Genomic DNA, 4,334 nt, shown 5'->3' with positions numbered 1-4,334 from the left:
GTTGAAACGGTTGTGATCGACGCCTCTGATCGAGGAAGGCGCTGATGCCCGGGACTAATATGAAGGCTCGCAATTTTTTTGTCATGTACCATGGTGCCAGGGGGGCTTGTCTGAGATGACGGCTCGGGATGTATTACCATTTACCCGGCAAGTAATGGCAGAATTAATGTTGCAACAGATGTCGCTATCCTGATGGGGAGGCTGTGTGAGCGACAGGGTGCGCACGATGGTATCACCACGCGCAACGAGATGTGGTGCAACGGAACGATTTCCGCGCGGGCCGCACCGGTGTGCACGAGGGCGGGGCCTGCATCGGTGGGAACGGTGTAGGGATGGCACTGCGCTTTGTGTTTCTCCCAACTCGTTCCATGACATGCAGAGCGCGGCAGGGCACCCGTATCACTCTTTCTGAAGCGTAATCTGGTCGTAGCTGTGGATGCCTTGCTCAATCGTTAGCGGCATGAGGGCGCCGGCAACGGAGTTTTGCAGCATGTTGCGCGGCAGAAACCATCGGAAGAGCGTGTTCATGAGGCGGCTTTCGTAGTACTGCAGCGCACGGTCTTCGTAGCGCCGCAGCGTGGGCAGAATGGCTTGCGACAGGTCGTTGTGCGTCTCGCATGCAAACCCGGTTTGTTGGGCGGATGCGAGAAAGTCATCGCGGTCAAAGAAGCGATCAACAGACATGGAGCGCTCCACCAGGGTGGCGGCCGTCGCCCAGTCGTCGCCGTGGGCCGCTGCATCCCCCACACGAAAGCCGTCGATAACAATAAACCGCCCGCCCGGTCGCAGCACGCGGTGGGCCTCGTGGAGCGCCTGCGCAAGGTCGTCGGAGTGACACAGGCTCTCGACGACAAACACCAGATCGAAGGATTCGTCGGCAAACGGCAGGTCGTGGAAGTTCGCCTGCAGGAACGACACATTCGGGTATTCAGTCGCCGATCGCCGGGCGGCCCGCACGTGCTTGGCCGTCAGGTCGATGCCCGTGAACGCACGCTCGGGATGCTGAGCAGCCAGATAGCGACTGCTGAACCCGCGTCCGCTGGCCAGTTCGAGCACCTCGTGCGCATCGGTTTCGCGCATCACCCGCTCTACGATGCAGGGCTGCCCGTAGTATCCGGCGCGGTCGAACGTTCCCCCCGGATTCAGCGCCATGTGGATGGCGCCTTCTTTCGAGTGCACGAAGTGATAGGCCCAGTAGCTATCTTCGTAGTACCCGGCCGTGTGATCGGCATCGGTGGGCGTGCGCGACAGCTTGTCGATGCCGAAGTTCTCGTCGACAAAGCGCAGGTAGCGGCGGAGTTTGGCAGTTCGGCTGGTAGCAGATGCGGCGTGCGTATCAGATGCCATAAGCAATCAGTCGGAAGTCGTGGGAGAGCGGCGGAGCAGGCGCGAGGAGTTGGCCAGGATGCCCAGGTCGGGGATGGAGTGCAGGGCCGCAGCCAACACGGGCGGCAGGTAGCCAACCGAGGCGGCCCCCAGCGCCAGCAGATTGTAGACGGCAGTAAGCATCAGGTTGCTTTTCACGACGCCCAGTGCACGGGTGGCTGTCTGCACCACCGCAGGCACCAGCGCCCAGTCGTCGCGCATCAGCACGATGTGGGCGGCGTCGATAGCGACATCGGTGCCGCCGGCGCCCATGGCAATGCCCACATCGGCCTGTGCCAGTGCCGGGGCATCGTTTACGCCGTCGCCAACCATCACCACGGTGCGTCCGGCGTCTTGATGCGCACGCACCGCCTCGATCTTATCATCGGGCAGCAGCTCAGCCCGGTAGGCAAGTCCGAAGCGCTCGGCCACCACCGCAGCGGTCTGCTCGTTGTCGCCGGTCAAGATTTCGATGGTGGCGAAGTGATCGCGCAGCGCATTTAGGGCCGACTGCACGCCGGCGCGCTCGGCATCGGCCGCCCACAAGACGCCCGCCAGTTCGTCATCCACCGACACATACAGCGGCGTCTGGCCGGGTCGGTTCGTAGAGATGCCGCGGGCGTTGCCGACAAACGAAGCATTGCCGACCGCCACGGTTGCGCCGTTGACAACAGCCTGCACGCCGCGTCCAGGCACGGCCTCGAAGTGGCGGGGAGCGGGCAGATCCAGTTCGCGCTCGGTCGCGGCCCGGCGTACTGCGGTTGCCAGCGGATGCTCGGAGTGCTGCTCGGTCGCTGCTGCCAGACGGAGCAGTTCGGCCTCCGTGATGCCGTTTACGCTGATCACATCTGTGATGCGTGGCTCACCCAGCGTAAGCGTGCCGGTTTTGTCGATGAGCAGCGTATCTGCCTGCGCCAGGGCCTCGATGTACTTACCGCCCTTGATGAGCACGCCCTGCCGGGCCGAGGTGCCAATGGCGGCGAGCATGGCCACCGGTGTTGCCAGCGCAAAGGCACATGAGCACGCCACCACCAGCACCGCCACCGTGGCCATAATGCTGCCACCAATCAGGTAGGTGGCGCCTGCAGCGGCGGCCACGAACGGCAGGTAATAGCCCGAAAACTGATCCGCCCACTGCTGCATGCGTCCGCGGTGCGCCTCCGCCTGTTCCACCATCTGCACCACACGGCCAAACGTGGTGTCCTCCCCGATCTCTTCGGCGCGGATGCGCAGGCGACCGCCCTGGGCGACGGTTGCCGCAAACACGTCATCGCCCGTGTTGGCCTCCACGGGCATACTCTCGCCGGTGATGGCCGATTGATCGATGGTAGCATGCCCCTCTACGACAGACCCATCCACGGGAATCTTCTCTCCCGGGCGTACCTGCACGACATCGCCGGGCACAACTTCACTGATGGATACCTGCTCGGTGGTATCGCCCCGTTCTACACGCGCTTGCTGCGGCGCCTGATGCACCAGCGTGCGGAGGGCATCGCGAGCGCGGTCGGTCGTGAAGGACTCCACATAGTCGCCCAGCCGCATAAAAATCACGATGATAAGCGCGGTAACCCACTCGCCCGTCGCCAATGCCGCGGCCACGCCCACTGCCATGAGCGTATGCGCAATGATGCGCCGCCCCCAGGCCGCCACGGCCACTTTCTTGAACACCGGGTAACCGAGTCCGAACGTAGCGGCAACGCCAAGTGGCCACGGTACCACGCGCTCAATCCACGCAAACACGCCGAGTCCGTGCCCCAACACCGCCATGGCCAGCACAGCGACCGCGACTGCCGCCAGCACTCCCATAGAGCGGTACGTGTGCGTCTGGGTAGATGGCTGGGCGGAATCGGCGTCGGCACGGACGACGGTATATCCGGCGCGTTCAATTGCATCGGATACGGCAGGCCACGGCTGTGCATGGGCGTTGGCAGTAACGACGACCTTGCCTGCCATGAGTCGGACATCCGCCTCCTGCACGCCCTGTACCTGCTTAATGGCGCCTTCGACACTGCGCGCGCACCCTGCGCAATCCATCCCGTCTACCGCAAGCTCTCGTCGCTCCATAGCGCTCTATTTGTCTGTTTAAGTACGGACTCAACCTACGCGTCACCTGTTAGGGTGTTTGTGGATACGCGGCTTGTTGCCTGTTGCTTGAGGATTGTTTCGCTAACGGCAGAGCAATCGCATCTTCAGTATGACGTTGTGTGAGCACTTCGACGGGTTGCCTGCTCACTCACGTCATGCTGACCCCGACGGTGTTCCGGGGGAAGCATCTCAACGCCCGCCTCTCAACGTAGCGTCAGAGCGCGGCCTTCAGGCCTTCAGGAGATGATTGAGCCAAAGCGACGATACGCTCATCCGACGTCTTCTTTCGCTGCGCAAGGAAGGCGCTGAGAACGCGTTGTGCTATACATATAATCGCTGTTGAACATGCAGAAATGCTTGTTTATGCCCCCACACCGTCATCCCAGACGGAGCGGAGCGACGATCTGGGATCCATGCCCCAATGGAGAGATGCGTTAGCGGAGTGCGTTCGCCCTCAAACGGCGAATGGATTACTTCGTGCGTACCACAGGCATGACCTTCGGCCCTCGCTTCGCTCGGCTCCGGATCAGCGGCGCCAGGGGCGCCAGGGGCGCCTTGCCTGTCCTGAACTCGATTCAGGATCTGGATGACGGGCGTTGGGGGGCTGTGCGACTTCTGAACCTATAGCACAACCCGTGCTGAGATCCTTCCGCCGCTCCGCTCTGTCAGGATGACGGAGAAAGACGGTATCGTGATGTTTTTTCTACGTCCGTGCTGCTCAACATGCAATCGCCCAGTCACCGCCGGTGGCACCTTGCCTCGTTCCCTGTTATATTTAGCTGGTGCATGCTTTTGTGCGCTTTCGACGTTCGCTTGTGGTATCCGAAACACACCACGCGCTATGCTCCGCTGGCTGACGCTTGTCGTTTTGCTGCTCGGCCTCA

At 62.1% G+C, this 4,334-nt stretch carries 2 protein-coding genes; both read right to left on the bottom strand.

The window, feature by feature from the left end; translation table 11 throughout:
* Positions 1-399: 399 nt before the first annotated feature.
* Positions 400-1,347 (bottom strand): methyltransferase domain-containing protein, encoded by a 948-nt coding sequence (locus tag R6U20_RS03975; RefSeq protein WP_410336573.1) that lies wholly within the window; start codon positions 1,345-1,347, stop codon positions 400-402.
* 6 nt (positions 1,348-1,353) lie between these two features.
* A complete protein-coding gene (locus R6U20_RS03970) occupies positions 1,354-3,429 on the bottom strand; it encodes a heavy metal translocating P-type ATPase (RefSeq protein WP_410336572.1) in 2,076 nt (691 codons plus the stop codon).
* Positions 3,430-4,334 lie beyond the last annotated feature (905 nt).

It is taken from the genome of Longimonas sp., assembly GCF_046498435.1.
In the GTDB taxonomy this organism is placed as follows: domain Bacteria; phylum Bacteroidota; class Rhodothermia; order Rhodothermales; family Salinibacteraceae; genus Longimonas.
Note: the sequence above shows the minus strand (reverse complement) of the source record. Positions and strands in the feature narration are given on the sequence as shown.

Excerpts from the sequence above, each read along its gene's own strand:
- R6U20_RS03975 (WP_410336573.1), bottom strand. The coding sequence starts at position 1,347 with ATGGCATCTGATACGCACGCCGCATCTGCTACCAGCCGAACTGCCAAA.
- R6U20_RS03970 (WP_410336572.1), bottom strand. The coding sequence starts at position 3,429 with ATGGAGCGACGAGAGCTTGCGGTAGACGGGATGGATTGCGCAGGGTGC.